At 41.8% G+C, this 26,997-nt stretch carries 21 protein-coding genes and 2 riboswitches; of the genes, 9 read left to right on the forward strand and 12 right to left on the reverse strand.

Annotated elements, in window-relative coordinates; genetic code table 11:
- The first annotated feature begins 50 nt into the window (after positions 1-50).
- Positions 51-1,121: a formate dehydrogenase accessory sulfurtransferase FdhD gene (fdhD, locus tag ACS8FC_RS03070; protein ID WP_439295840.1), complete on the forward strand. Its 1,071-nt coding sequence runs from the start codon at positions 51-53 to the stop codon at positions 1,119-1,121.
- A gap of 101 nt (positions 1,122-1,222) precedes the next feature.
- On the opposite strand, the gene ACS8FC_RS03075 is transcribed toward fdhD, so the two are convergent.
- The 6 genes from ACS8FC_RS03075 to ACS8FC_RS03100 all read right to left on the reverse strand — a co-directional run bounded on the left by ACS8FC_RS03075 (position 1,223) and on the right by ACS8FC_RS03100 (position 9,058).
- Positions 1,223-1,663, reverse strand: coding sequence for an outer membrane protein assembly factor BamE (locus ACS8FC_RS03075; protein ID WP_439295841.1), 441 nt, complete (start codon positions 1,661-1,663; stop codon positions 1,223-1,225).
- A gap of 79 nt (positions 1,664-1,742) precedes the next feature.
- A complete protein-coding gene (locus ACS8FC_RS03080) occupies positions 1,743-4,373 on the reverse strand; it encodes a YadA family autotransporter adhesin (protein ID WP_439295842.1) in 2,631 nt (876 codons plus the stop codon).
- Between the two features lie 1,182 nt (positions 4,374-5,555).
- On the reverse strand, positions 5,556-6,779 hold the full coding sequence (locus ACS8FC_RS03085; protein WP_439295844.1) for a vWA domain-containing protein: 1,224 nt from the start codon (positions 6,777-6,779) through the stop codon (positions 5,556-5,558).
- Between the two features lie 11 nt (positions 6,780-6,790).
- A complete protein-coding gene (locus ACS8FC_RS03090; protein ID WP_439295845.1) occupies positions 6,791-7,657 on the reverse strand; it encodes an AAA family ATPase in 867 nt (288 codons plus the stop codon).
- Between the two features lie 257 nt (positions 7,658-7,914).
- Complete coding sequence (locus ACS8FC_RS03095) at positions 7,915-8,556, reverse strand: hypothetical protein (protein ID WP_439260564.1); 642 nt, start codon at positions 8,554-8,556, stop codon at positions 7,915-7,917.
- A 181-nt stretch (positions 8,557-8,737) separates the two neighbouring features.
- On the reverse strand, positions 8,738-9,058 hold the full coding sequence (locus ACS8FC_RS03100) for a YcgL domain-containing protein (protein WP_299216653.1): 321 nt from the start codon (positions 9,056-9,058) through the stop codon (positions 8,738-8,740).
- A gap of 240 nt (positions 9,059-9,298) precedes the next feature.
- Positions 9,299-9,430: riboswitch (glycine riboswitch) on the forward strand.
- Between the two features lie 56 nt (positions 9,431-9,486).
- Positions 9,487-9,638, forward strand: a riboswitch (glycine riboswitch).
- 162 nt (positions 9,639-9,800) lie between these two features.
- Here ACS8FC_RS03100 and gcvT point away from each other — a divergent pair.
- The 5 genes from gcvT (at position 9,801) to ACS8FC_RS03125 (ending at position 16,515) form a co-directional block, all read left to right on the forward strand.
- Positions 9,801-10,991 (forward strand): glycine cleavage system aminomethyltransferase GcvT, encoded by a 1,191-nt coding sequence (gene gcvT / locus ACS8FC_RS03105; protein WP_439295846.1) that lies wholly within the window; start codon positions 9,801-9,803, stop codon positions 10,989-10,991.
- Positions 10,992-11,159: 168 nt separating this feature from the next.
- On the forward strand, positions 11,160-11,540 hold the full coding sequence (gcvH, locus tag ACS8FC_RS03110) for a glycine cleavage system protein GcvH (protein ID WP_075102841.1): 381 nt from the start codon (positions 11,160-11,162) through the stop codon (positions 11,538-11,540).
- A 215-nt stretch (positions 11,541-11,755) separates the two neighbouring features.
- A complete protein-coding gene (locus ACS8FC_RS03115; protein WP_439260562.1) occupies positions 11,756-12,568 on the forward strand; it encodes a nitroreductase family protein in 813 nt (270 codons plus the stop codon).
- A 144-nt stretch (positions 12,569-12,712) separates the two neighbouring features.
- Positions 12,713-15,613, forward strand: a complete 2,901-nt coding sequence (gene gcvP, locus ACS8FC_RS03120; RefSeq protein ID WP_439295847.1) for an aminomethyl-transferring glycine dehydrogenase — start codon at positions 12,713-12,715, stop codon at positions 15,611-15,613.
- Between the two features lie 227 nt (positions 15,614-15,840).
- Entirely contained in the window at positions 15,841-16,515 is a 675-nt protein-coding gene (locus tag ACS8FC_RS03125; protein WP_439260560.1) for an esterase/lipase family protein, read from the forward strand.
- A gap of 28 nt (positions 16,516-16,543) precedes the next feature.
- Here ACS8FC_RS03125 and ACS8FC_RS03130 read toward each other — a convergent pair whose 3' ends face one another.
- From ACS8FC_RS03130 to ACS8FC_RS03145, 4 genes are all read right to left on the reverse strand, one after another.
- On the reverse strand, positions 16,544-17,815 hold the full coding sequence (locus ACS8FC_RS03130) for a ribonuclease D (RefSeq protein ID WP_439295940.1): 1,272 nt from the start codon (positions 17,813-17,815) through the stop codon (positions 16,544-16,546).
- 268 nt (positions 17,816-18,083) lie between these two features.
- Complete coding sequence (recR, locus tag ACS8FC_RS03135; RefSeq protein WP_439295849.1) at positions 18,084-18,677, reverse strand: recombination mediator RecR; 594 nt, start codon at positions 18,675-18,677, stop codon at positions 18,084-18,086.
- Positions 18,678-18,784: 107 nt separating this feature from the next.
- Entirely contained in the window at positions 18,785-19,114 is a 330-nt protein-coding gene (locus ACS8FC_RS03140) for a YbaB/EbfC family nucleoid-associated protein (RefSeq protein ID WP_299216677.1), read from the reverse strand.
- A gap of 85 nt (positions 19,115-19,199) precedes the next feature.
- Entirely contained in the window at positions 19,200-20,492 is a 1,293-nt protein-coding gene (locus ACS8FC_RS03145) for an O-succinylhomoserine sulfhydrylase (protein ID WP_439295850.1), read from the reverse strand.
- A 446-nt stretch (positions 20,493-20,938) separates the two neighbouring features.
- Here ACS8FC_RS03145 and ACS8FC_RS03150 point away from each other — a divergent pair, with 446 nt between their 5' ends.
- From ACS8FC_RS03150 to dusA, 3 genes are all read left to right on the forward strand, one after another.
- The gene (locus ACS8FC_RS03150) at positions 20,939-22,582 is read left to right on the forward strand and encodes a phospholipase D family protein (protein WP_439295851.1); all 1,644 of its coding nucleotides are present in this window, start codon (positions 20,939-20,941) and stop codon (positions 22,580-22,582) included.
- A gap of 214 nt (positions 22,583-22,796) precedes the next feature.
- Complete coding sequence (locus ACS8FC_RS03155) at positions 22,797-24,098, forward strand: MFS transporter (protein ID WP_439295852.1); 1,302 nt, start codon at positions 22,797-22,799, stop codon at positions 24,096-24,098.
- Between the two features lie 142 nt (positions 24,099-24,240).
- Positions 24,241-25,212 (forward strand): tRNA dihydrouridine(20/20a) synthase DusA, encoded by a 972-nt coding sequence (dusA, locus tag ACS8FC_RS03160; RefSeq protein WP_439260553.1) that lies wholly within the window; start codon positions 24,241-24,243, stop codon positions 25,210-25,212.
- Positions 25,213-25,246: 34 nt separating this feature from the next.
- On the opposite strand, the gene ACS8FC_RS03165 is transcribed toward dusA, so the two are convergent.
- Both ACS8FC_RS03165 and ACS8FC_RS03170 read right to left on the reverse strand, forming a co-directional pair.
- On the reverse strand, positions 25,247-26,038 hold the full coding sequence (locus tag ACS8FC_RS03165; protein WP_439295941.1) for a CPBP family intramembrane glutamic endopeptidase: 792 nt from the start codon (positions 26,036-26,038) through the stop codon (positions 25,247-25,249).
- A 71-nt stretch (positions 26,039-26,109) separates the two neighbouring features.
- Complete coding sequence (locus ACS8FC_RS03170; RefSeq protein ID WP_439295853.1) at positions 26,110-26,997, reverse strand: alpha/beta fold hydrolase; 888 nt, start codon at positions 26,995-26,997, stop codon at positions 26,110-26,112.

Consider the following 26,997-nt stretch of genomic DNA (forward strand, 5'->3'; position numbering starts at 1 on the left):
ATGCATAAGTGTACTTATTGATAACACGCTTTAGGTTAAAAGCAGATTTTATGATAACTGAACATACCAAAGTCTTAGAAGACAATCTACTCGAAACCGTTGCGTCATCTGCTTCGGTATCTCATACAGTCTCCGATATAATTGATGAAGCTCAAGCACCTGTCTTAATTGATACTTCACTACCCTCGTCAGTCACACCGCTTTCACGCACTCATTTGGCACAAAAGCACTATTATCCATCAAATTATTATGACCATTACCATCCTTATATCGAAAATAAACCTGCAAGTTTGGCAGTAGAGGCTGCTGTTGCTATCGTCATCAATGGTGTGCATTATGCCGTATTGATGGCCAGTCCTTACCAGTTGGAGTATTTGGCCGTTGGGTTTTTGTTTAGTGAGGGCTTAATTCAGTATAGTCATGAATTGCTAGATTGGGAGGTGACTCAGCTTACCGATACAACCAACTATGAGAGCTTTATACAAGGCTCAATCGATAAAAATTCTGAAACAGAAATATTTGAACAAAGCGAAATACTTGAACAAAGCTTAGCACAATTGCAAGATTATGATGTTTATATAGTAGAGCTAGTATTGAATCAGCGTTGTCATCAGCGTATTCAGGCACAAAAACGTCAGCTAGCGGGCCGTACTGGCTGCGGCATGTGCGGTATGACTGGTCTAACACAAGCATTACCTGACTTGAGTGCCTATCATCAAAAGAGGCAGTATGTAAAAGACATTGTCCCACACCTCAGCTATCTGTTGTCAATACGGCAACGAGTAGATACTATGCAACACACTCATCAATTGACAGGTGCAGTACATGCAGCGGCAACGATGCAAGGTGATGACTTACATTTATTTGAAGATGTAGGACGTCATAACGCGCTTGACAAACTTATCGGCTGGCAACTGCGGAACAAAATGGAAGTTGAATACGTTCTTATGACGTCTCGCTTATCCATTGAGCTGGTACAAAAATCTATCCGTAGCCGCATACCTTGGTTAGTCGGTATGTCTGCCCCTACTAGTACAGCAGTTCGAGTCGCTGAACGTTATGGATTAGGGTTGGCTGGTTTTTTACGTGATAACAGAGTGACCTATTACACAGGTATTTAAAGCATTCAGCGAGCATAGCCAGTTATAAAAAAGAACAAGACATTAAATGCCTTGTTCTTTTTTTCGTACTTCTTTTATTCGTACTTCAGCACTTAATCAGATTATTGGGTAAATTGTGAATATTTTGCACAAGAGGCAGGTTGCCAATAGGTCTCTGTGGCATAAAACTCATCTTTACGCAGTATACCTTCGTAACTATCATCAAAGATGATTTTATAGCGACAGGTTTCTACGTTTTGATTGGTATCATAGAACTTGAGAATATAATCCCATTCACGGGAATTAAAACCTTCTTGAAAGTGCGGTGTACCAATAAGTTTATAAATCTCATTTTTGGTCGTACCGACTTTGATTTTGGCAACATCATTTTGCTCAACGATCCTGCCTTCTTTTTGCCATGCCTTACTTTGCTCAGGGAATACAAGATCATCAGGATGAACTGTCCCATGCTGTGCGCCAGGACTCACATGCCAAGTACAGCCAGTTACAGCAAATAATAAGGCAGTAGCCAATAATCCGTGGCCATAAGTAGATAAATTCATTGTTTATTCCTTAATGTGTCATGAGTGATATGACAATGTCTGTCAGAGTACAGACATCGTCAAAATAGGTTGGATTGGATTAGAAATGGAAGCCTGCACCAATAGCGCCGCCAGCATTGCCTTGAGTATCTGCTGTACCATTTATTTTCATCACCCAGCGACCGTTATCAGAGACTCTGGACACACCGATAGCAACTGCGCTTTCCCCGTTATATGATGCCACACCGCCACCTACCATCGATTTACCAGGAATATAAGCTTGCGGTAATGAAGACATTGCCATTGCAGCCGAGATACCTGCATTGGCGTCGTCTTCAACATCGTCGATTCTATAACCTAGCGAATCAACCTTGCCCTCAAGTTTTGAGTCCATATCAGCAATTTGACCATTGATTACTCTGTCAATACTATCAAATTGCTCATCAAGCTGACCTTTGTTGACAGCATCACTGTCATCCTCACCCCTAGCTACGTTGGTTATTTTATTACCACCGTTATCTAGACCGTTGTTGCTCAGTTTGACCTCTTGATTATCCCCACCTGTTAGGGTCAGACCATTATCATCAACAGTAGTATTGCCAGCGACCACTTTATCTGTAGTCACACTATCTACATTAATATTATTATTTAGATCGAATCTAATACTACTGCCTTGAGCAGTAGTGGTAATGTTGTTACCACCTACAAAGCCAAGTACGCTATCATCACCTATTGGTTTATTAATATTGTTACCACTATCCGCACCAAAGTTTAATCCGCCATCCAGTCGATTGGTATTATTAGTAATATTGGTCGTATTGTTAGCGATGTTAGTCGTATTAGTATTTACTTGAGTATTAGTGTTCGTCACACCTTGTTGTATAGATCCGATAGCGCCATCGATAGTATCTTGACCAGTACCACCAATATCAGTAGTCGTAATGATGCCGCCTGTGTTCACTGCATTGCCGCCGATAACGCTGGCAATAGCATCTGCTGTACTGTTGAGCTGATCGCCCGTTATGGCATCACTAGAACCTGCTGTTACAGTGCCATTACCGACGTTAGTGATCTTATTGCCACCATTATCTAGACCATTAGCTGAGATCACTACATCGCCAAAGGTGGCGCTGTCTAAATTAACGTCCTTGTTTAAATCAAAACTTACATTGTTACTATTGGCGTCTTTAGAGACCACAATATTGCCATCTTGATTGTTAAAATCAACAGTATCACCCGGTCTAACAGTACTTTCATTACCACCTTGGGCACTAACATTGAAACCTTGGTTAGCAGAGGTAGCACTGTCTCTAACCTCATTTAATTGGTCAACGTTGACTGCATCTGACCCCTCTGTGCCTCTACCGATATTGGTGATTTTATTACCACCATTATTAAGACCATTGTTACTCAGTCTGACCGTTTGGTTAGAACCACCAGTTAAAGTGACGCTATCCAAATCTACGTCTCTGTTTAGCTGAACTTGTACCCCATTAGTCGTTGTCGTAGAGGTTATATTTTCATCACCAATAACATTAATGGTGTCACCCAATTCAAACTTATTAGCTGTAGCGCCATTACCAAAGTTGATACCGTCATTAATTCTATTAGTATTATTAGTGATGTTAGTCGTATTACCAGCAATGTTAGTATTCAACGTATCTGCGACAGAGAATAGCTGGCTACCGTTGATAGCATCTGTGCTGGTTTCCATGACATCGCCTGCTGCCACGTTTTTAATTTGACGTTCTTGTCCGCTAGCACCCACAGAGATTTGATCTCCTGCGGCGTTAGCTGCCCCAGCAAAGTTATCAAATGTGACACCGCCTACAGTTGCGCTAGTGACACTATTTGCATCGGTTTGAGTATTAGACCCTCGACCTAATGCCACAGCGCCTTCAGTGCTAGCCTGCGCGCCACTACCTAACGCAATAGAGTCTTTTGCAGAAGCTGTAGTTTGGTCTACCGATTGATAATTGGCACCTAACTGACCAAAACTTGGCGTAGCATTCTCGATATCTGCAGCTCCAATAGCTATCGCTCGATAACCTGTTGCAGTCGTAGAGTGTCCTATAGCTAACGATCCATCGCCTGTAGCAGAAGCGACGTTACCCATGGCTTGTGAGTAGTCTCCTCTAGCAACTGATTGACGACCTATCGCTAATGCAGTATTGCCTTCAGATAATGAGCCAACGCCTATAGCCACACCAGCGCCACTAGTCGTTTTTGCATATTCACCTATTGCTACGCTAAATACATGCTCTGTACTTGCACCTGTTCCAATCGCGACGGAGCCTCCATTCTTCATCCCAGGCGTAAATTCATTATCAGTATAGTAAGGGTTGCCACGATCAGCGATTTGATATCCCTTGTTGCTGGTAGAAGATTCGCAGCCAATAGCGATATTTTCTTTATTAGTGCCTGAATTTGCTTGGCTATCATTAGTACATTCAGAAATAGCTGTACCACTTCCTGTACCGCCGTTCACTCCGACAGCAGCAATAGCTTGTGAAGACATACCGATTGCCAAACTTGTCAAGCCGACGGCAATAAGTGCTGAACGTAATGCATTTAGGCGTAGACTACGGCCGCTTTGTGTCCCTATATCAGTCTTTAGAGCTGAAGCACTGATAGAAGACTTTGATGACTTACCCTTCTCTTTGGCATTTTCAGCAACTGCTGTAAAGCATTGCAACGCTTCATTCCATATGACTTTATAACTGCGATTCATAATATATACTCCCAAATAGATCTATTAGATATAAAAAACAAAACCAAAATCTATGTTACAGAGAGTCTAAATAACAAAAGATAACGGGCCTTAGACTTACATATACGTAACATCTTGTTAAGATGTAACCCGTTATTAAGCATTAAGAAGCGAAAAATTTTTGTATTGTAAACTGACTGTTTCCATATATATTCATAATTCCGGATATATGCATTCATCTTAACGGATATACATATATAGAAACAATACCGTTAGGCGATTATTTACAACCGTTTATCCTTTTATTTACATATTAACAACAAAGTAAGTTAGTATTTTAGAAGTAATTCCTTAGATAAAATCTGATTAAAATAGAGATTTTGTATGGTGAAAGGCTATATGCACCGGCGATAGACATAAAAAAAGACCTCAAGTCCAAAATGACTCAAAGTCTTCTTTTTTATATTTTCTCATAGAGAATATAAAAGTTTGTTTTTACAATTAGTTATTTAAGCAGGTATGTTTGTTACTAATTTTAAAAATATAACCATATAATAGTAGTTTTTTTGATAGAACATCATCCTATGTAACTGTCAGTCAGATTATATTTCCTACAATATACAATAGATCAAAAAGTATTATAGTTCCTTATTGGTTAATTGCCCAAAAACGTCCATTTATCGGCTATTCAGACAGTTCACTATGGCTAACCTACAAGTTATGGTTTTTAATAACATTATTAAAAAATTCTTCGTTTGGCTTAAGTAGCGATAAGCACACCCTCTAGCATTTCAAAAAGCAATCACTGTGCAAAAACTCATACACCAAATAAAAAATTACTATTAATAAGTTTTCCTAATCAAATTATTTTATCAAAATTGCTATTCTTTTTTATGACTGAGCTCAAGATTGCTATGCAAATATTTCATAAAGTATGCTCTAAATTCACTGCCTTAATTAAACTCATACAAATAAGAAATAGTCAATAGAAATGAAATTATATGCTGTTAGTATATAAAAGCTTTTATCTACAAATTGTTAACTTTAAGAACATTTGTCTTTAGCTAACCTTAATTCGATTATTGAAGAATATTCAATTTATCAATTCTAATACAAAATACCACTACCATAAATTATAGTAGTGGTATTTTTAAATTAATGATTCTGTATTTACGAAATTAAGTAGGTATATAAGACAATGGGTTAACGTGCTAAATAAGCGGTCATGTCTTCTACTCCATGCAATGTCATAGGATACATATGATCATTAAATACCTTTTTAATTTCATTAATAGTTTGGGTATATTTCCAATAAGCTGGGGTTTCAGGATTTAACCAGGCGACTCTATCAAAGTGAGCCAGTACTCTTTTTAACCATACTATACCTGCCTCATTATTCATGTACTCGACACTGCCGCCGACTGAAAATAACTCATAAGGTGACATAGACGCATCACCGACAAATATTACTCGATACTCGCGACCATAGGTATTTAGTAGCTCAAAAGTTGGCATCGGTGCGCTATGACGTCGATCGTTGTCTTTCCAGACATAATCATAGAGACAGTTATGAAAATAAAAGAACTCTAACGTTTTAAATTCATTTTTCGCAGCAGAAAACAACTTTTCTAGTGCTTCCACATGAATATCCATACTGCCGCCCACATCAAATAGCATCAGTACTTTTACACGGTTGCGACGCTCCGCTTGCATATGAATATCGAGCACACCCTTTTTAGCAGTACGCTTGATTGTTTCTTTGATGTCAAGTTCATCAGCACTACCAGTACGCGCAAACTGGCGTAAATTGCGAAGTGCCATTTGAATCTGTCGCGTACCGAGCAGGTTATCATCATCAAGATTGCGATATTTACGCTGCTCCCAGACTTTGGCTGCACTACGCTTGCGTGACTCCCCTCCGACGCGTACGCCCTCTGGATGATCGCCGTAAGCGCCAAATGGCGAGCTACCACCTGTGCCAACCCATTTACTACCGCCTTGATGACGCTCTTTTTGCTCCTTTAAGCGCTCCTCAAGTGCTTTCATCAGCTCCTCAAGCGAGCCATATTTTTTTAATAAACGCCGCTGTTCATCTGTTAGGTTTTTGGGATCTAGTTTGAGATCGAGCCATTCTTTTGGAACATTCGTCAACTTTGCCATTAGCTCATCAATATCTAAGCTATCGATTCCTTCAAAATAATCTGCCATGGCGCGATCAAACTTGTCAAAATGGCGTTCATCTTTGACCATACATAGACGAATAAGACGATACATATCTTCTCGACTGGCAAAGGTAGACAGCGCTGGATTCTCAGGATGCGGCTGCATCATTAGACCCTGATCTAACGCGGCATTTAAATCCAGTAGCTCGCGCGTGCTGACTGGCACACCATAAGTCCGCAGGGTATAAAATAGTTTGATAAACATAGTGTTTAACCTTAGCGGCGCATCATATTTGCAAAACGCTGTAATAAATTTACATCAGCTTCATTCTTTAGCAGTGCACCGTATAGAGGCGGAATGGACTTCTCGCCGCGCAGATTTTCTTCTAATTCTTCTTGTGCCATATCATCAGCCAACAGTAAAGTTAGCCAATCAACCAACTCTGAGGTTGACGGTGGCTTTTTGAGACCTTGAATATTACGCAGTTTATAAAAGATATCGAGCGCATCATTGACTAACTTTTCTTGGATATTAGGGAAATGCACTTCAATAATTTGACGCATGGTTTGCTCTTCTGGGAAGTCTATATAATGAAAAAAACAGCGACGCAAAAAGGCATCTGGCAGCTCTTTTTCATTGTTTGAGGTGATGATGACCACAGGACGCTGCTCGGCAGTAATGGTCTCGCCTGTCTCATAAACATAAAACGACATTTTATCAAGCTCATGCAATAAGTCATTAGGAAACTCAATGTCTGCTTTATCCACTTCATCGATGAGGAGCACGCTACGATCTTTACTGGTAAAAGCTTCCCAAAGCTTACCAGGCTTGATGTAGTTGCCAATCTCATATACTTTATCATCCCCTAACTGCGAATCACGCAAGCGCGATACTGCATCGTATTCATACAGTCCCTGCTCAGCTTTAGTAGTCGATTTAATATGCCAGGTGATAAGCGGCATGCCTAAGCTGTTAGCCACTTCTTCTGCAAGTAGCGTTTTACCTGTGCCAGGCTCACCCTTGATTAGCAGCGGCTTTTGTAACGTCATTGCTGCATTAACTGCTAGTTGCAAATCATCAGTGGCAATATAGCTTCTGGTGCCTGTAAAGCTCGGTTTTGCAGTCTTATTATCAGTACTCATGGTAAGATCTCTGTCGTTGTTATCAATGTGAAATGATAGAAAATTAATGGTTTAGATTAGCACAGCGTATCTTAATGCCCAAATACTCATGCGTCGCGGTTACCAGTGAAGCTCAAATGTTTTATGACGATAAAACAAATCTATGACCATAAAAAAAGACACGCACAGGTGTCTTTTTTATGTCACTCAATATCTATCATGTAGTTATATATAGAGTTAGACTTCTACAACTTGTAGTCAGTACTAGCCAAGAAGCATCATCTCTTATCGTTATCGACTGAACTGCTTTTAGCAGTTTTCTCAGTTTTAGTATTAAGAGTACCTTTGGTCGTAGCCTTATCAATTACTGGAGTATTCACTGGCAAAGACTTATTATTTGTCTCACCTGCATAGTCTTTTTCGCCTATATAATTACCCGTTGCCAGCTGTAGATTGGCTTGTGTGTCTTCAGCGCTACGATGACGAGCCTTATCCAAACTTGACTCAAAAGCTCCGCGAATAAGCTGCCAGACAAAACCTAAAAACAACCCTGCAACCAACACCACTAGAATGGGTAATGCATTGGTAATGGCCCCTGTCATGTCTTTCATCATGATAGCGTAAACCACGCTGATGCTCGCTGGTGCAATAACACTAGGATCACTCAGTGCAGTTCCTGGAGCTAATAAAACTGCAAACAGAACCATCCAGCTCATGCCACCTAATGGACGTGGCAGCATACGCGCCACCAATATCCAAAGTAATAATACTATAATAGAACCACCAAGGTATGCGTACATTGGCAAGTCAGCAGGTGGCACGTCTTTGACCATCTGACTCCACCAAATAACAATCTCACCAAGAAGATCGCTCAGCTTTTCTAAAGGTAAGCTGTCTAAGATACTTTTTAACCAGTCCATGCGTGTTTAGTTACCTAAGTTTATAAGTTGCTCGGTTTATCAATCGCTTGGTTTGTAATTCGATGACAATGATCTTATCAACTGATAGCGAAATTGCTGACTACATGGTCTTTCAGTTGACCAGCAACTTGGCACCAATATACAAGTTTGATAAATGATCAGTTTATCACGATATAGATGCTCAATCGTAAATATTGTCTTGAGCCTCACGGGCACGTAGCGCTGCTTGACGACGCATCACCTCTTGTGGCGGCATCTGAACAAAGTATCCTTGTGATTTTAGTTTTGCTAAAACATCCTTTTTATCGACGCGAGCAAGCGTTGGCGTCGTCTCTAAATCTAAATGCATAACAAACTTGCTCACACCCAAACCGGCTCTAAAATCCTTTGGCAACACACTTAACCAATCTTTAATTTCGTCAGTGTCGTCAGGGTAATCAGGACGAGCAATATAGACATACATATCGTCATGTTTGGGGAACTTATAAATATCACAATGCATAAAACACCTATCTAACACTAAAAATGAAAGCAAATTACACATCACAATTGATATAAAAAATGCTTATGAATAATAGAATTATAGCCTATCATGGCATGCTCTGTTATCAATAGTGACTTTTAGTATTACAACTTTATTTGGTTTTTGCTGCTTGTCTCTATTAAATGTTAGGTTTTTATAGAATTGTTAATATTAATCCCATTGATGACTTGTAAAAGCGCGACTAACCTTTCATAATAATAGCGTTTTTCAGGAGAGAGTCGTTTAACAGTATGCGCCCTGTATTTATAAGGCACTATCAGTATTGTTATACGACCACCGAAGGCGCATCTACCCTGCCAATCGCTCAGGTAAAAGGACTGAAAAACGCATGTCCCTCGTTGTTTATTTGCACTTTTTATTTGAATTTTGCAATCATACACAAGCGACATAACAAATCTGGAGAGAGGTAAGGAGCCAGCAACGACGCCTTACCCACCGAAGGGGAGAAAATACGATACTGTATGCTCACATCGAGTCATAACTGCTAACATATAGCTATCGTGTTGAAAATCTCAGGTCACAGGACAGATAGGGCTTTTGTTTAAACTGACGTTATGCGTCTGTTTGGCTTATTGCTTTATTTTTTGCTACCCTTTGGAGCAATGTTTGCGCCTTGCAATTTTGCTTCTCTCTACTGTAATGACGCTCATCATCCTCGTACCTTTATAAAAGGCCGATAGCGTATACACAAGGATTTGTTATGACCGATACCAATTCTCAAAACTCCAGCTCTCAAGACAATACTAGCCAAGCTCCTCAGCGCACCCCTCTATATCAGTCTCACGTCGATAGTGATGGTAAGATGGTAGATTTTTCGGGCTGGGAGTTGCCAATTCATTATGGCTCACAAATTGAAGAGCATGAAGCTGTACGTACTGATGCTGGTATGTTTGATGTCTCACATATGGTCGTGACTGATATCAAAGGTCAAGACGCCAAAACATGGTTGCAAAAACTGCTAGCAAACGATGTCAATAAACTAAAAACAGTCGGTAAAGCTTTATACTCTCCTATGCTTAACGAGCAAGGCGGTATCATCGACGATCTCATCGTCTACTTAATAACTGCTGATGAGACTGAATATCGTATCGTATCCAATGCAGGTACTCGTGATAAAAATATCGCTCATTTTAATAAAGTTGCTGACGCTTTCGATATTACGATTACTGAGCGTTCAGAGCTTGCTATGCTTGCCGTCCAAGGGCCAAATGCAGTTGCAAAACTGGCTCAAGCCAAACCGAGCTGGAGCGCTATTCTTGACGAATTAAAGCCTTTCGTTGGTGCTGATCTTACCGACATAGAGGGTACAGATTGGTTTGTCGCTCGTACTGGTTATACGGGTGAGGATGGCGTTGAAGTCATTATGCATGCTGATGACGCGCCAGCTTTTTTTGAGCTATTAAAAGCCCACGGCATCAAGCCTGCGGGGCTTGGCGCACGTGATACGCTACGTCTAGAAGCCGGTATGAATCTTTATGGTCATGACATGGATGAGAGCATTAGCCCTTATGAATGTAATATGGGCTGGACACTTGCGCTAAAAGACGATCGCGACTTTGTTGGTCGTGAAGCCTTGGTCAACCAGCGCAAGCAAGCAAAAGAAGACGGCACTGCAATGAAACAAGTTGGTCTATTATTGACAACTCGCGGTGTCTTGCGTGAAGGGATGGAAGTGACCATTAACCAAGGAGCGGACAACGAGCAAAAAGGCATTATCACTAGTGGCACATTCTCCCCTAGCCTCAAAAACTCTATCGCTATCGCCCGTGTCCCAGCCAGCTTATCAGACGATGATAATGTGCAAATTGACTTGCGCGGTAAAGGTAAATTCGTAGATGCACGCGTCCTTAAGCTACCATTTGTACGCAATGGTAAACAGCAGTTCGACTGATTTTAATATTGACTAAATTAAACGAATACTGTTTGATTATGGGTTAATCGAGACTTTTGATAACGACGCCGAAAGTAACGCCGAAAGTGTCGATTGACCACAGCCTATTATTGGCTCTTATTTTTTATATGTTCTATTAACCAGCCTCTATCATTTAGGAGAGACACCATGAGCAATGTTCCAGCAGAATTGAAATACATCGCTAGCCACGAATGGTTACGTTTAGAAGAAGACGGTACTATCACCGTTGGTATCACTGATCATGCCCAAGACTTGCTTGGTGATGTGGTGTTCGTTGAGTTACCAGAAGTTGGTGACACTATCGTCGTTGATGATGAAATCTCGGTGGTAGAGTCAGTAAAAGCGGCCTCTGATGTGTACGCGCCTATCTCAGGCGAAGTCGTTGCTATTAATGAAAGTCTAGAAGATGATCCAGAAATCATCAACTCAGACCCTTATGGCGATGGCTGGTTCTTTAGAATGAAGCCTGACAACTTGGACGACTACGAAGCACTATTGACGGCTGAAGAGTATCAAAACGAGCTATAATTTTTTAAAGCTTTTATGCTGACCTACGTTAGCTATCAAAAACCTGCAGATATTGGCGTCAGCTGATGTCTGCTTATGTCTTATAAGACATAGTTAACCTTATCAAAAAACCAACTGGCTAACGCGTAACGCCATTTATACCATCCTATTATTACCTGTTTTTTTGCTTATATTTTTATCGTTTTTTCTATTAACGCGACGTTTTGGAGCTTTATATGAGTCAAGCAGATACTAACGACAACCATATCAATGTAGCCGACACGCCAAAGATTCGAGCAGAAAATCCCAAAACAGATAATCTAGCAACGCCAAGCCATACCTCGCAGCTACAAGCCTTTTGTGAAGTTGTAGAGTCACGTCGTTCGGTACGCCGCTTTACCGATACGCCTATTCCTGACGATGTGCTCGCAGACTGCCTACGACTTGCAATGCTAGCGCCAAACTCTAGTAACTTGCAACCGTGGGAGTTTTATGTGATTGATAGCGCAGATAGTCGCAAACGCGCTGTCAAAAACTGTATGAACCAAAATGCTGCAAAAACATCTGCTCGTTTGATTGCCGTTGTCGCACGTACGGATATTTGGCACGATCACGCTAAGCAGGTTTTGCGTGAGTATCCTGATAAGCCTGTACCCAAAAAAGTGACGGACTACTACACCAAAGTAGTCACAGCAGACTTTCTGCGTGGTCCGATAAACGCAATCTCTGTCGTTAAATGGGGCGCAACGCAAGTAGCTAGGCGAGTAAAAGGTCCAATAAAGTCGCCTTACTATACCTTTGAAGATGTCAAAAACTGGGCGACAAACAATACGGCGCTTGCCGCTGAAAACTTAATGCTAGCGCTACGGGCACATGGGTTTGATAGCTGTCCGATGGGCGGTTTTGATGAGCCCGCAATGAAAAAGCTGCTCAAACTTAGCGATGATCATCATATTGTAATGATGATTGGTGCAGGTGAGCGTTCTGATAAAGGTATTTATCACTCGCAGTTTCGCTTCGATCAAAAGCAGTTTGTTCACTATGTTTAACCTTATCTATTGTTGAGCTTTATACGGTCTATCTCGTATTTTTAACCCTTTAATAAGTGTCTGGTCTAAAGTTATTTTCTCAATTTTATGCCGTCTTTTTTGTCCTAACTTATTACTTTTTTACCAAGTCTATTAAGGATTTTCATGACTCATTCTCAAAAACCTACCTTTGATACTTTTAAAGGTTTATTTAATGAAACTGAATTTGTTTATCGTCATCTAGGTTCTAACGATGCCAAGCAAGCTGATATGCTAAGTGCTATTGGTTATAAAGACATGGCAAGTTTTATTAATGATACGGTTCCTGAACCAGTACGCATACATAGAGAGTTGGATTTGCCACTTGCGATGAGTGAGCATGCAGCGCTTGCCAAATTACGTACTATGGCAGACAACATTACCGTTAATAAAAGCTATATTGGTCAAGGCTACTCACCTGTGCGTATGCCAGCAGTGATTCAGCGTAATGTACTTGAAAATCCAGGTTGGTATACTGCTTATACGCCTTATCAGGCTGAGATCGCTCAAGGTCGTCTAGAAGCCTTGCTTAATTTTCAGCAAGTTTGTATTGATCTCACTGGACTTGAGCTGGCTGGTGCATCGCTACTTGACGAGGCGACTGCCGCTGCAGAAGCGATGGCTATGTCAAAGCGTATGAGTAAAAGCAAATCAAACCAATTTTTTGTTGATGAGCGTATCTACCCACAAACACTAGACGTTATCCATACTCGTGCTAAGTATTTTGGTTGGGAAGTTATCGTTGGTGATTTTGAACTGGCCAAATCTGGTGACTACTTTGGTGCCTTATTTCAATATGTCGGTGTCGAGGGTGATGTTAAAGACTTAACCGATGTTATTAGCGCCGTTAAGCAAAATAAAACCTACACGTCAGTCGTCAGCGACATCATGAGCTTGGTATTATTAAAATCACCTGCTGATATGGGCGCAGATCTTGCTCTAGGTAGCACGCAGCGTTTTGGTATTCCTATGGGCTTTGGTGGTCCACACGCTGCCTATTTTGCTTTCTCTGATAAAGCAAAACGCTCCGCACCTGGTCGTATCATTGGCGTCTCAAAAGACTCACAAGGCAATACTGCTCTGCGTATGGCGTTACAGACTCGCGAACAGCATATCCGCCGCGAAAAAGCCAACTCAAATATCTGTACCTCACAAGTATTGCTTGCCAATCTTGCTGGCATGTATGCCGTCTATCATGGCCCAAGCGGTGTAAAGCGTATCGCTACTCGTATTCATGCATTTGCGACTGCTTTTGCTGATGTTATTAGCACTGCAGATAGCGATAATCAACTAAACGTCGTTCATAAGCAGTTTTTTGATACCGTGGTAGTTGATTGTGGCTCAGCAAAGCTTGCCACGCAAATCTTTGAGAATGCAGACAATGTTGGCTACAACTTATGGCGTTTGAGTGAAAATAAACTGGGTGTATCATTTAGTGAAATTAGTGATGAAAAAGACTTTAATGTCTTAACTCAGTTGTTTGTCAATAAATCACATGACCTACCCGAAACGGCTTCTGTCTCTTTAGATGCGGAGCATTTACGTACAGACGATATATTGACTCACCCTGTATTTAACTCGCATCATACCGAGCATGAAATGCTGCGTTACTTAAAATCGCTTGAAGATAAAGATTTGGCGATGAACCGCAGTATGATTCCACTTGGTAGCTGTACGATGAAGCTAAACGCTACTAGTGAGATGTTACCTATTACCTGGCCTGAATTTGCAAACGTGCATCCTTTTGCACCGCGTGACCAAGTTGGTGGCTATATCGATATGATTGATAGCTTACAAGAGCAGCTAAAAGCCATTACAGGTTTTGATGATGTCTCTATGCAGCCAAACTCTGGTGCCTCAGGTGAGTATGCAGGCCTGCTGGCAATTCGTCGCTATCATGAATCACTAGGCGAAACAGATCGTGATGTTTGCCTCATTCCTCAATCAGCGCACGGTACCAACCCTGCGACAGCAATGATGATGGGCATGAAAGTCGTCGTGGTCAAAACAGATGACAACGGTAATGTAGATATAGATGATCTTAATGCTAAGTGTGAAGAACACAGCAAAAACCTTGGCGCCTTGATGATTACTTATCCATCAACGCATGGTGTATTTGAAGAAGGTATTCGCAAGATTTGTGACCTCATCCATAAGCACGGTGGTCAAGTCTATATGGATGGCGCTAACATGAACGCTCAGGTTGGTATCATGCAGCCTGCTGACGTTGGTGCCGACGTTCTACATATGAACCTTCACAAGACTTTTTGTATTCCACATGGTGGCGGTGGTCCTGGCATGGGTCCTATCGGTATGCAGGCACATTTGGCGCCATTTATGGCCAACCATACCATTACTCCAGTCCATAATGCGCAAAAGGACTGCTCAGCAGTATCAGCAGCACCGTATGGTTCAGCGAGTATCTTGCCGATTTCATGGATGTATATCGCGATGATGGGCCGTGATGGCTTACTCGAAGCGACCAATCTTGCGCTATTAAATGCCAACTATGTTGCCTCTCAGTTAAAAGGCCACTACCCTGTTCTATACACGGGTAAAAATGGTCAAGTCGCGCACGAATGTATCATTGATATTCGTCCACTAAAAGAAGAGACAGGCATCAGCGAGAGTGATATCGCCAAACGCTTGATGGATTACGGCTTCCATGCGCCAACGATGAGCTTCCCAGTATCAGGTACCTTGATGATTGAGCCAACCGAGTCTGAGTCTGTCGAAGAGCTAGATCGCTTTATTAGTGCCTTAAAATCTATCAAAGCTGAAGCGATGAAAGCCAAAGCGGGCGAAGATGGTTGGACGCTTGAAGACAATCCATTGGTTAATGCTCCGCATACAGCTTCTATGATCACTGATAGCGAATGGACGCATCCATACAGCCGTGATGTCGCTGCGTTCCCACTGCCTTATGTCCGTGCTCATAAGTTCTGGCCAAGTGTGGCACGCGTTGATGACGCTTATGGTGATAAGAACCTAATGTGCTCTTGCCCAAGTATCGAAAACTATATGTAGTATGTGGTAACAGGTAGTCGTCTTAAGTCTTTTATATAAAAACAAACCTTCAAGTCAGTAGCTGATTTGGAGGTTTTTATTTTGTACACTACTTACATATCTATTTAACATGAGCAATTAACACGATTATTTAACGATATACTAAAGCATATTCGTTACTTATTAATGTTCGTTACTTATTAGTAGGCACTGCTGATCTTTATTTAATGCACTTTTTGGACGATAAAATGCAACAAAAAAACCGCGTCATTCTTATTCATGGTCTGCATCAAACCGCATGGATTATGCGACCATTGGCCAAACGCTTGCAAGCCGCAGGCTTTAGTACTCATCAATACGGCTACCGTAGTATGCGTGACAGTATTACGACCAATAGTCAGCGTCTTAATACGTGGCTTGAAAACAACCATCATCCCGACCAGCCGTTAGATTTGGTGGGGCATAGTTTAGGCGGGCTGATTATTCGTGACTTTGTTTACCATTATCCAAAGTGGCAGATTGGACGCTGTGTGACCCTAGGTACACCGCATGTTGGCAGCGTTTGTGCCGATTATATTTGGCGATTAACCCCTGCTATTGTAGGCCGCTCATACGTCGATGCTTTAGATGGGACGGTGGCACCATTGCCACAACATATTACTTTGGGAGTGATTGCGGGTAATAAGCCCTATGGTTTAGGGCAACTGTTTTTGCAGTATCATAATCGAAAATTGCGTAAAGCAGACAAGTCAAGTCCCAAGCAAGCGCTTGTGCATGATGGAACGGTATATGTAGAAGAGACTAAAATTGACAAAGCCACCGATCATATCGTCTTACCTGTCTCGCATACAGGCATGTTAGTAAATGAAACAGTGGCTAAGCAAACTGAACACTTTTTGCAGCACGGAAAATTTAAACGCTGATATTTAACCAAGAAAAATATCCAAACATTTAAACATTGATACCCATCCCTTGCTGCAATTCAGTCTTATGTTGTTCAATCACTGGAATCAAAGTTTGCATCACCCATTCATTGCGCCAGCCTTTTAGACCTTCTGGTAATTCGGCCAAATCTTTATCGAAGGCAATAACCTCATAAAGCTGACCTAACCATTTTTTACGCATAAGCACGTTAGCCGGCACACCAAGCTCTTTAGCTTGCTCATCTACCGCTTGCTGTACCGCTTTTGATAGTACTTTATTTTTCGAGCGGTATGGCGGTAGTAGACACTCTGGATGCTCAGCAGGCGCTAAGTTTTTTGCCTCTTTAATGACCTTTAGCAGCTCCTCACCATAAAGGCGCAACATACTGCGGTGCATCGTCGTCTTATGGGCAAGCGCGCGCATACTGGTTGGCTTTTCGGTGATAATCTCACGCACCGCCTGTTTTTTAATTACAAAAGTACGCGGCTGGTTGGTCGAACGTGCCAGCGCTTCACGCCAAGTAGCCACTGCTTTTAGTATAGCCATCTGCTCTGAATTATAACGATAATCTGCCATCGTCAAATACATAGCTTCATCTTCAACATGCTGCACCTTGTATAGCTCATGAGCATAGAGCTGACAATCCGCCCATACATAATCATATAGACCTTGTCTTTTTAATTCGTACTCCAAACTTAGATACAGTGCTGGTAAAAAACGCACATCATCGATTGCATACTGTTCTTGTTCATCTGACAATGGACGTTGTAGCCAATCAGACTGGCTTTGTTCTTTGTCAATTTGCATGTCTAGCTGATCATCAAGCGCTTGCTGATAGCCCATTTGCAGTTGACCTGTTAAATAAGACAGCGCAATTTGCGTATCAAAAATATTGGTCAATGGCGGACAGCCAGAGAGTAGATAAAAAATACCTAGATCTTCTCCGCAAGCATGCCAAATCGCCACATCGACTTCAGTTAGGACTTGCCATAGTTCAGCTAGTTGCAGTTGCGGGGCATCTAATAAATAAATGTGATCGCCAGTATTAAGCTGCACTAAAGCAAGACGTGGATAGTAAGTGTCACGCTTGATAAATTCAGTATCTAACGCTACCCGCCCGCAAACTTCCAAGGCCTTGATAACCTCGTCCAATTGCGCTTGCTCACGTACCCAAGTGACAGATGCTTCATCTGCTATGTCTAGCAACGCGTCAATATCCGGCTCGGCAGGCATGTCTACCACATTAGTAGCTGCATATGTTTGACCACCGTCAACGCCTTCTTTTGCATCGGGTTGCAAAACATCGTCTTGAGACAAATCATCTTGCGAAAAATCAACTTGAGATAAATTGGTTTGAGCGCTTACATCAAAAGAGCTTAGATCAGACACGGGCAGATACCTGCTTAGATAGAAGAGAATAGAAGAAAAAAGAGCGCTATTAATAGCGCCTAGAGACAATAAAAGAAAATTATAACAAATTAGCGTTCATGTTTTGGAGCGTTTCGTATGACAGCGTCAAGTTTAAAGCCATTATTTACGAGACTAAAACATATAGCTTTTGTTTATATTATAAAAAGGAGCGATTTTGTAGTGCCTGTCCCAATGTCATACTATCTAAATATTCGAGCTCACCGCCTATGGGTACGCCTTGTGCCAAACGAGTGACTTTATTGACATGACGACTCACCGCTTCGCTGATAAAGTGTGCCGTTGTCTGACCTTCAACAGTGGTACCTGTTGCCAATATAAGCTCCTCAACCTGCTCTTGTTTAACGCGCCATACCAGCTGGTCAATGTTTAAATCATCAGCGCTAATACCATCAATCGGTGACAGATGCCCACCTAAAACAAAATAACGTCCACGGTAACCCGCTGTTTGCTCAATGGCCATGACGTCAGCGGCGGTTTCAACCACACATAACAATCCATCATCACGTCTTGGATCTTGGCATAGCGGACAAACCGCATCATCACTGAAGCTATGGCAACGCTGACACTCAACAATATCGCGCATTGCCTCATCAAGTGCTTGAGCGAGCGCCATCCCTTGCGGACGTTTTTTGGTAAGTAGGTGGATTGCCATGCGCTGGGCACTTTTTTGCCCAACCCCTGGTAAAATACGCAGCTGTTTAACCAGCTGATCAAATTTAGCTGTAAGCAAATCTGCTTCCTTTATCTGTAAACCGTAGATATAAAAATGGGGTCGCATCCTATAGATAACAACCCCATCATGGTCCACAAAATGTAGTAATTACAGCAAATTAAGACTTAGAATAAACCTTGCATACCTGGTGGCAGACCCATACCTGACGTCGCGCCAGCCATTGTCTCTTCATATAGCTCATCTGCTTGACGGACAGCATCATTAATAGCAGCAGCGATTAAGTCTTCAATCATATCAGGCTCATCTTCAAGCAAGCTTGGATCGATACTTAAGCGCTTGACCACGTGACGACCAGTCATAGTAACTTTTACTAGACCACTACCCGCCTCTGCTTGGACTTCTTTATTTGCTAGATCCTTTTTTGCAGTTTCAACATTGGCTTCGACCTTTTTTTGCATTGTCTGAGCTTGTTGCATAAGTGCTTGGATGTTCATAATTGCCTCTTTGTTTTATATTGATGAATGATAAATAGCTTTTGATCATAAAGTTAATACGATAACGTTGATTATACCGTCATCTTTATAAACTGTCTAAACCACGCGCCAAATCTTTGATAATGTCTTCCACATCTTCTAGTCCTACTGACAATCGAATAAGCCCATCTTTGACACCAGCCTCAGCGCGCGCCTCAGGGGTAAGCCTAAAATGAGTCGTGGTCGCAGGATGGGTAACGGTGGTTTTGGCATCTCCTAAATTATTAGTAATAGAGACCATTTGTGTTGAGTCAATGACATGCCAAGCAGCTTCTTTTGTGTCGCGATCATTGGCATGGTTGTTAGCAGCAGACGCTTTAACCTCAAACCCCATAATGGCGCCATAGCCATTCTTCATATGATGCTGACGCTTGGTAAGCTCATGAGAGGGATGATCTAAGAGCCCTGAAAAGTGCACTTTACTGACGTTAGTATGATTGACCAAAAACTCTGCCACTTGATTAGCATTGGCACAGTGCGCCTGCATACGTAATTTAAGGGTCTCAAGTCCTTTAGTAAAGACCCAAGCATTGAACGGACTCATGCTAATACCGCCTGAGCGCACAACGGTAAATGCTGCTTGCATCAGCTTATCACTACCGACAAGTGCGCCGCCCAGTACTCGGCCTTGACCGTCCAAGTATTTGGTTGCAGAATGAATAACCACATCAGCCCCTAAGTCTAATGGCCGCTGTAGCGCTGGCGTGGCGAAGCAATTGTCAACGACTAGTAATACATCATTGGCTTTACACAGCTGACTTAAATGACCGATATCACAAATCTGCGCCAAAGGATTACTTGGGCTCTCGCAATAAATCACTTTAGTATTCGGTCGTATGGCACTTGCCCATGCGTCATTGTCGAAGCAATCAACGTAGCTGACTTCAATGCCAAACTTAGCCATGTAATTATTAAATAAACCAATGGATGAGCCAAAGAGCTGGTTGGCTGCAAGCAGATGATCACCTGCTTTTAGGTAGGCCAAGCACATAGTCAAAATCGCACCCATACCTGAGGCTGTGGCAACCGCACGTTCACCGTTCTCGAGTGCTGCTAGGCGACGCTCAAAGGTACGCACGCTGGGGTTAGTATGGCGCGAATAAACGTTACCAGTCTTTGTTCCATTAAAATGCGCAGCGGCATCACTTGCAGAAGTATAGACATAAGAGCTGGTGGTAAAGATAGGTTCGGCGTGCTCTCCTTCATCAGTACGATGCTGCCCTGCACGAACTGCAATAGTCTGCATGCCGTAATCGAGGTCTAAGTCTAAAGCATCATTGCGCCAGTTTGGGTCCAATAGATTTGAATTGCTTTCATCATGCGCTTGCGACTGACTCATAAGTTTTCCGTTACTATGGTTGGTATTGACACTGCTGATTATAGTTTCCATGATACATAAGTCAAAGCGCTTATTATATCATGCTCCCATATATCAGACGTTAGATTTCAGGTATCGCTTTTACTTGTTTGTCTGTTTCAGATTTGAAACACTTAACGTTTATAGTCAGTTTTAAGCACTGACTATGGGTTGTTTTTGAAGGCCTTATGGTTAAATAATAAAACCTAGTCTCAGCTTAAGCTATTATAACAACGTGAGTGACTGCCAATCTAAGAAAAATAACGTATTTTTGATAGGCAGATACTGCATCACCTGCTAAGCTTGGCAGCATTTTTAACTAGGCTTTAAACGTTGCTATTACATACCTTATAAACAATGCTATTATTCCTCCACATTAGTCTATATAAATTTCAGTACATTCTAAAACTTATCAAGGTAAACCAGTTATGTCGATGTTAAGTAGAGAGCCGAGCAGCTTGTCACTGAGTCTAATACTTGGCCTAACATTAGGTCTTAGTGGATGCCAAAGCTTGCCAAAACAGCCGCATCTGCCTGAAAGCCAAGCGTTATCAGCCCGTGTTAATGCTCTATACCAACAAGACAGTAGTCTGGACAATACTCAAGGTAAAAACAGCACCAGCAGTAACAACGACTTAGTGGCATCCATCAGTGAACAAAACGACATACACCCTGAGCTATCAGGCTACCATCCTATTGTCACTGGTGCGAATGCTTTTGCATCACGAAGTATCCTAACTGATATGGCCACTCGCAGTATTGATGTACAGTACTATATTTGGCATGATGACCAAGCAGGTCAGCTGTTGCTAAAAGATTTGTGGAAAGCTGCTGAGCGCGGGGTAATCGTACGCTTACTACTTGATGATTTTAATAACAATGCAAAACTTGATCAGCACTTATTACGTTTTGCCAGCCATCCAAATATCGCTGTACGCATTATCAATCCTTTAATGCATCGTAAGGTTCAAGCGATGAACTTTGTCACCGGTTTGCCCCGTATCAACAGACGCATGCATAATAAAAGCATGACTTTTGATAAACAAATTACCGTTATTGGAGGTCGCAACATTGGTAACGAATACCTTAGTAATGATCAAAGCAGTCAATTTGCTGATTTAGACGTGCTACTTATTGGCAAAGTAGTCGCTGATATTGATAACAGTTTTATGAGCTACTGGTCAGCCCCTATATCCTTCGATATTGAAACGCTAGTCACTCTCGATAAAAACACTACCAGTAATTTTTTGACAGGATTAGATAAATTAGATGGAGATGAAAAGAGCCGTTCTAGCGACAGTTTAACTATTTATAAAGCAGCCATTGAAGACTCCTCTATCGATACTGACCTGATTAACAAGCGCGTACCATTTCGTTGGACAGATATGCAGTTCTTAAGTGATGATGTCGGCAAATTGACCAAAACCGTCCCCACTGACAGCAACTTAGTCCATCAGTTAAGAACCCTACTTGGAAGCCCCTCTGAAAAGCTAACCATCATCTCATCTTATTTTGTCCCAACCAAAGACGGTGTAGATACGTTAGTACAACTGGCAAAATCAGGAATTGATATAAAGATTTTGACCAACTCTTTTAATGCAACTGACGTAACTGCTGTTCACTCTGGTTATAGCAAGTGGCGCCCTCATCTACTCGGCGCTGGTGTTAAAATATATGAGTTAAAATCAACCGCTAGTGAAGAAAAGCGCGAAAACAAGTTATGGAAAGCGCGCAGTCAGTCGTCAACCAGCTTACATGCAAAGACTTTCGCTGTAGATGACCATCAAGTCTTCATTGGTTCCTATAATGTTGACCCCCGCTCAGCTAATATTAACACTGAAATGGGCGTGATTATCAATGACGATGAGCTGGCAAGACAACTACATGAAGCGCTCAGTGACGATCTGTTAAGTCAAGCTTATGAAGTAAAGTTAATAGATAACAATAAGTTACAATGGCATACGCTCGAAAATGGAGAAAAAGTGGTGTATGATTCAGAACCAAAAGTAGATTTGACTGATCACTTATGGCTAACTGTCATGTCTTGGTTGCCTATTGATTGGTTGTTGTAAATACCAACGATGTCTTCTTTTAACGTTATCAATATCATTGCTTATTACATAGTCCAAAAATATTTTTGTCAAAACCTTTTTAAATAAAACGTTCTAAATCATTCCTCTGGCAAACCAGCATCTACCCATGTTGGTTTGTCGTTTTTTATGATGGTCGGTTATCTCATGATGATCGTCTCAACAACCACTTTTATATGTGGATGCGTGATCAATTATGCCCTCTCGTTCTCAATATGCACTGATGTCCTCTAAAGACAAAAATACAGTCTTATTTGTCTGCTTTTGCAGCGCTGTTGCTTTTTTTGACTTTCTGATTTATTTATACATCGCAGACATCGTGTCGTCTGCTTTTTTTCCGACTAGTACCAATCCTGATATCCTAAGACTACAAGGACTTGGGCTTTTTGCAGTGGGTTATTTGGCACGGCCCCTCGGTGGCATTATTCTTGGACGTTATGGCGACATCAAGGGTCGCAGGCCAATTCTATTCATCAGCATGGCTATCATTGCAGGCAGTTTACTGACCATAGCATTTTTGCCCACGTATGCACAGTGGGGCATACTAGCTCCAATCCTATTTATCCTACTTAGACTGATACAGGGAATGGCATTTGGCCTTTATGTCCCATTGGCTTGGGTTTTTGTTGCAGAGCATGTACCGCGGCAGTATCTATCGGTTAGCTGTAGCTATGTAATGGCAAGCTTTTTTATAGGAGTGCTATTTTCTAACGCTTTTTTTGTATGGCTTACTGGCTCTATGACCCCTGAAGAGCTAACCAGTTACGGCTGGCGTTTGCCCTTCTTTATTGCAGCAATCTTGAGCTGTTTACCTTTATTAGTATGGCGTTTTATTGATGAGTCACCATTCTTTTTAGAAGTTAAAAAAGTAAAAACGAATAGTCATACCGCTCAGCCATTTACCTTACTTTTCAAACACTGTAAGCATTCAATATTTATCGGTTTGATGCTAAGTTTGATTATGTCTAGCATTACGACTGTCATCATACTGTTGCTCCCAGACTTGATTGAATTACGGTTTGCTTTAGACAAAGACTTATTTGGGTTTTCACACAGTTTGGGCATTGTGTTTATGATTTTTGGCTGTGTATTTTATGGAATACTATCTAACTACCAGAACTTTGGTAAAATTTTAATAGTCGGCTCCGTTTTACTGATTGCTCAGATGTTTGCGTTTTTCTACCATATGCAAGCTGGCGGTGATTATATCTTGATCATGTATGCACTCTTAGGATTTTGTGCTGGCATCATTGGCATGGTACCTGCTATCTTCGTACAGTTATTTCCAACCAACGTACGCCTGACAGGAATGGCGTTTTGCTACAATGTAATCTATGGACTTGTGGGCGTATCCGTACCTTTCGGACTTGGCTATGCCACTATGTTTGTAAGCTTTTCGCCTGCACTCTATATCGCTTTTATCGGCTTAATTGGCATCATCATGGGGTTTTATTTTTATAATATGCCTGAGTACAAAAAAATCAATCAGTTAATCTAGCAGTATGATTACTCATATTGTCTCGCGTCTGATGACCTACTGTTCTTGTTTTATAGATTTTTCAATCAAACATTGGATGTAATGAAACAGCTGTTTTATCACATCCAATACAAACTTCAAAAAATATTAAGGCTTAACACCCATGGTTGATATGACCAATAAGCGTTTATCAGTTGCTCCGATGATTGACTGGACGACGACGGATTATCGTTACTTTGCCCGTCTGTTTAACCCGCAAGTATATCTGTACACCGAGATGATTAGTACTGGTGCTCTTATACATGGCAACCGTGCGCGGCATCTACGCTTCGATGCATTAGAGCATCCTGTGGTACTACAGCTTGGCGGTGCTGATATCGCCGAGATGACTCAGTGCGCCGAATTTGCTCAGCAGCATAACTATGACGAAGTCAATATCAACGTTGGCTGCCCCTCTGACCGTGTACAGCACAATAAAATCGGTGCCTGCCTAATGGCAGAGCCTAACACTGTGGCCAACTTAGTAACGCACATGCAGGCGGCTGTAGATATTCCAGTAACCGTCAAACATCGCATCGGTATCGATGATTTTGACAGTTATGAGTTTATGGTGGATTTTGTAAAGACGGTAGCTGATGCTGGTTGTACACGTTTTATCGTACATGCGCGCACAGCTTGGCTACAAGGACTCAGCCCTAAGCAAAACCGTGAAATACCACCACTGCGTTACGATGATGTGTATCGACTCAAGCAGGACTTTCCAGAGCTTGATATTGAGATTAATGGTGGTATCGAGACTGTCGCTGATATTGCCACGCACTTACAATATATTGATGGGGTAATGATTGGACGGGCTTTTTATCATAACCCTTACTTACTAGCAGAAGCTAATAGTCTATGGGATCAGCCGATGCCTAAGCGTGCAGATATTTTAGCGCAGCTGTATCCATATTTAGAGGAGCAGCTTATAAAAGGTGAGACACTATCGACGATGGCGCGGCACTATTTGGGATTATTTCAAGGATTGCCCGGAGCTCGTAAGTGGCGACAAGCATTAAGCGGTAAACCGCAGCTGACACTCGATGATATCAAAAAAGCTGCCGACGAAGTTTTGCAACTAAACCCTAATGCTTAATTTGTTTTGATCGTTTTGGTCAAGTATCTTTTGTTCAACTAACTTGGTTTAGGTACTGCCACATAGCAACACCGTTATTGATAATATGTAACAACATAGGCAGTACTAGTGATCCTGACTTGATACGCGCGTAGCAAAATATAAATGCTAGTACCACGATAGTAGTGATTTCATAAATACCATATTGCAAATGAATCACAGCAAAAATAAAGCTGGTCACGATACTCGCTACCAGTGCTCCGCGCTGTTTCGAGCGTGGAGTTGCAGCAAACTGTTCTGCGACAGCCGACCACAAAATGCCGCGAAAAATTAGCTCTTCATATATCGGTGCGACTATCACCATCGCAAAAACGAGTAACCACACTGAGCTGACAGACTGATATAACGGATCTACAAAAACCAGTGGAGACTTATCCAACAAATAAGTCAATGCTTGGCTGCCAATCATAAATACTAACAATATTCCAAACATACCAATGCCAACTACTAAGGAAAATGGCTTGATCGCTAAGTATTCACGTATATCTCCAGATTTTACACGTACAACCAAATAACTCAGTGCCATCAGTAGTATGCAACTGATAATAATCGAAGCACTTACTACGGTTCCATCATTACTACCAAAAAAAAATACATCTCCTACTGTCGTGCTTTTGGTAGCTGGCAGCAATAATCTGCCTGCGACATAAACCCCTATCAACTGACTGACAAAAAAAGCAATGACCATTCCTATGACAAGAGAAAACGCACCTAAGCGTGAAAACAAAGCCGAGCGCTTTGGTTGCAGTGTCATTGTGTTATTCAAAGCAGTAGCACGGTTTGGCATAATAGTAATACTCAAAACAGTAACTTAATAATTCTCATAAATATTTATGATATACAGTATTTAATCACCAGTTAAGTTGACAGTTGCTGCTTTATCAATGCCAATACCTGCTGTGCGACAGATTCAGGATGCTCAAGCGGAAACATATGACCTCCTGCATGGGTCTGATAAGGAATACCCAAGCGCGTTTGAATTCGCTGCGGAAAACGGCGCTTTAAAAATATACTCTCCTCACCGATAATAAGTGTCGCTGGCGGCTTAGGCCGACGATTAGGTGACAGCCAGTACCAAGAAGGGTTGGTACGAAACACAGCAACCTCACTAGTTTTAGGAATGGCTAGAGTGACTTTGCCATCTGCACGCTCATACAAGCCATGCTGAATATAACCTTCAAAGCTACGCTCATCAAAATTCTTAAAAAACCCTTTATGACGCATTTTTTCGTAAGCATCTGCACGACTATCCCAAACATCACGGCGGTTCTTAGAAATACCAGATGGTGACAGTTTATCCATCAGACGATTGTCCATCAGAGGCAACTTGTCAGCTGTCTTTGCCACATGCCATAGTAAGCTTGACTTGCCATAAACCCAAGGCGGATCCATAAGTACTGCTTGATTAAATATTTTGGGAGCGCGGTACAACGCTTGTAGCGTACACATAGCACCAAGCGAGTGACCTACCGCAACCACTTGTGAGATGCCGTGCCTCTCACAGACAGTTTTTACGCTATCGATAACTTGCTGGGTAAGACTGCGCCAGTGATTGTCAACAGGATAGTCTGGGTCGCCCCCTAACATCGGTATATATTCAACCGTAAAAAATTCAGCCAATATCTCAAAAAATGGCTGGTAGACCGCACTTGGCATCCCGTTCGCATGAGCAAAATGAAGGACTGGCTTTTGGGTTATGTTCGATACAGGCAATGATGCAAAGGTCTGCAAATTGATTTCACTCAT

The sequence above is a fragment of the Psychrobacter sp. 1Y4 genome (genome assembly GCF_051847555.1).

Coding starts and splice junctions, on each gene's coding strand:
- fdhD (WP_439295840.1), top strand. CDS start 51: ATGATAACTGAACATACCAAAGTCTTAGAAGACAATCTACTCGAAACC.
- ACS8FC_RS03075 (WP_439295841.1), bottom strand. CDS start 1,663: ATGAATTTATCTACTTATGGCCACGGATTATTGGCTACTGCCTTATTA.
- ACS8FC_RS03080 (WP_439295842.1), bottom strand. CDS start 4,373: ATGAATCGCAGTTATAAAGTCATATGGAATGAAGCGTTGCAATGCTTT.
- ACS8FC_RS03085 (WP_439295844.1), bottom strand. CDS start 6,779: ATGTTTATCAAACTATTTTATACCCTGCGGACTTATGGTGTGCCAGTC.
- ACS8FC_RS03090 (WP_439295845.1), bottom strand. CDS start 7,657: ATGAGTACTGATAATAAGACTGCAAAACCGAGCTTTACAGGCACCAGA.
- ACS8FC_RS03095 (WP_439260564.1), bottom strand. CDS start 8,556: ATGGACTGGTTAAAAAGTATCTTAGACAGCTTACCTTTAGAAAAGCTG.
- ACS8FC_RS03100 (WP_299216653.1), bottom strand. CDS start 9,058: ATGCATTGTGATATTTATAAGTTCCCCAAACATGACGATATGTATGTC.
- gcvT (WP_439295846.1), top strand. CDS start 9,801: ATGACCGATACCAATTCTCAAAACTCCAGCTCTCAAGACAATACTAGC.
- gcvH (WP_075102841.1), top strand. CDS start 11,160: ATGAGCAATGTTCCAGCAGAATTGAAATACATCGCTAGCCACGAATGG.
- ACS8FC_RS03115 (WP_439260562.1), top strand. CDS start 11,756: ATGAGTCAAGCAGATACTAACGACAACCATATCAATGTAGCCGACACG.
- gcvP (WP_439295847.1), top strand. CDS start 12,713: ATGACTCATTCTCAAAAACCTACCTTTGATACTTTTAAAGGTTTATTT.
- ACS8FC_RS03125 (WP_439260560.1), top strand. CDS start 15,841: ATGCAACAAAAAAACCGCGTCATTCTTATTCATGGTCTGCATCAAACC.
- ACS8FC_RS03140 (WP_299216677.1), bottom strand. CDS start 19,114: ATGAACATCCAAGCACTTATGCAACAAGCTCAGACAATGCAAAAAAAG.
- ACS8FC_RS03145 (WP_439295850.1), bottom strand. CDS start 20,492: ATGAGTCAGTCGCAAGCGCATGATGAAAGCAATTCAAATCTATTGGAC.
- ACS8FC_RS03150 (WP_439295851.1), top strand. CDS start 20,939: ATGTCGATGTTAAGTAGAGAGCCGAGCAGCTTGTCACTGAGTCTAATA.
- ACS8FC_RS03155 (WP_439295852.1), top strand. CDS start 22,797: ATGCCCTCTCGTTCTCAATATGCACTGATGTCCTCTAAAGACAAAAAT.
- dusA (WP_439260553.1), top strand. CDS start 24,241: ATGGTTGATATGACCAATAAGCGTTTATCAGTTGCTCCGATGATTGAC.
- ACS8FC_RS03165 (WP_439295941.1), bottom strand. CDS start 26,038: ATGCCAAACCGTGCTACTGCTTTGAATAACACAATGACACTGCAACCA.
- ACS8FC_RS03170 (WP_439295853.1), bottom strand. CDS start 26,997: ATGAGTGAAATCAATTTGCAGACCTTTGCATCATTGCCTGTATCGAAC.